General features: G+C 64.9%; 2 protein-coding genes. One reads left to right on the top strand and one right to left on the bottom strand.

Translation table 11 applies throughout. The features are described from left to right. On the bottom strand, positions 1-523 hold a 523-nt coding region (gene hisF, locus A2I95_RS38095), incomplete at its 3' end, for a HisA/HisF-related TIM barrel protein (protein WP_291737609.1). Positions 524-751: 228 nt separating this feature from the next. Between hisF and A2I95_RS38090 the strand changes: the two genes are divergently transcribed. Then, on the top strand, positions 752-1,198 hold the full coding sequence (locus A2I95_RS38090) for a DUF302 domain-containing protein (RefSeq protein WP_291737608.1): 447 nt from the start codon (positions 752-754) through the stop codon (positions 1,196-1,198). Positions 1,199-1,388: the final 190 nt, after the last annotated feature.

Below are 1,388 nucleotides of genomic sequence, written 5' to 3'. Positions count from 1 at the left end.
CCATCGAGGTCAGCAGGATTTCCCCGGCCCCCTTGGCCACCACGGTGCGGGCAAATTCCACTGCGTCGATGCCGGTGGGCTTGCGGCCGCCGTGGGTGAAAATCTCCCAGCGGCCCGGCTGCACCGTCTTGGCGTCGATGGCGCAGACGATGCACTGGCTGCCGAACTGATCCGCCGCGTCGGCGATCACATCCGGGTTGGCCACGGCGGCGGAATTGAACGAGACCTTGTCAGCGCCCGCCAGCAGCAGTGCGCGCACGTCGTCCTTGGTCCGCACCCCGCCGCCCACGGTCAGCGGCACAAAGCACTGCTCGGCGGTGCGGCGCACCACGTCGAACATGGTGCCGCGGTTTTCATGGGTGGCGTGAATATCGAGAAAGCAGATCTCATCCGCGCCGGCCGCATCATAAGCCTTGGCCGATTCCACCGGGTCGCCCGCGTCGCGCAGGCCGACAAAGTTGACGCCCTTGACCACGCGCCCGTCGGCGACGTCGAGACAGGGGATGATACGGGTCTTCAGCATGATGATCTGCCTTTCAAGCTGCTTGCGCCGTGGGTACGCAAACACCGCTGAAAGCGCAACAGGTATGGCCGCCCGTGCGCGTTTTGGTCCGGGCGGGCTGCTGTGGTATTCTGCCGCGCAGAGCTTCTGGAAGGCAGCAAGGTTCTGCCCATGCCGGAAACGTGAATTGCCAGCCGGGACCGCTTGCCTTGTTTTCATCCTATCACCGCACATTTCGGAGCAGTTGTTATGACAAAACCCCTTATCCTTGCCGGAGCCATCGCCCTCATGTCCGCATTGCCCGCCGCCGCCGAGCTGATGAAAGTGCCAAGCCAGAAACCCGTGGCCGAAACCATGGACGCGCTGCAGGCCGCCGTTGAAGGCGCCGGGGCCACCGTCTTTGCCCGGGTGGACCATGCTGCGGGCGCGCAGCAGGCAGAGCTGGAACTGGCGGCCTCGCAGCTGCTGATCTTCGGCAACCCCAAGCTGGGCACCCCGGCGATGCAGGCCGACATGCGGGCGGGGCTTTATCTGCCGCTCAAGGTACTGGCGTATGAGGATGCTGAGGGCCAGGTCTGGCTGACCTATGAAGATCCGGCGGGGATGCTCTCCGGTCTCGATATTCCTGCCGATGCCGGTTTCATCGCCAAGATGCAGGGCGCACTGGGCAAGCTGACGGCCGCAGCGGCGCAATAAGCCGCGGGAGCTGTTGCCGGCCTTGCTGTGCCTTAGCGGTGCGGGCGGGAGCGGTGGCGGTCGATCGCCACAGCAATCGCCCATAAAAACCCACCCCCAAGAGAGACGGGACCAAAGATCAGCGGCCCCCAGGCGGCAAAGACACCCATGGTATAGGCGGTCTCCGCCAGATCGCGGCCCAGCACCACAC

It is taken from the genome of Leisingera sp. F5 (genome assembly GCF_001593695.1).
The sequence above is the reverse complement of the archived record's forward strand: the minus strand, read 5'-3'. Positions and strand labels throughout refer to the sequence as shown.

Bases quoted from the DNA above. Each gene is read 5' to 3' on its own strand.
- A2I95_RS38090 (WP_291737608.1), top strand. From the start codon at position 752: ATGACAAAACCCCTTATCCTTGCCGGAGCCATCGCCCTCATGTCCGCA.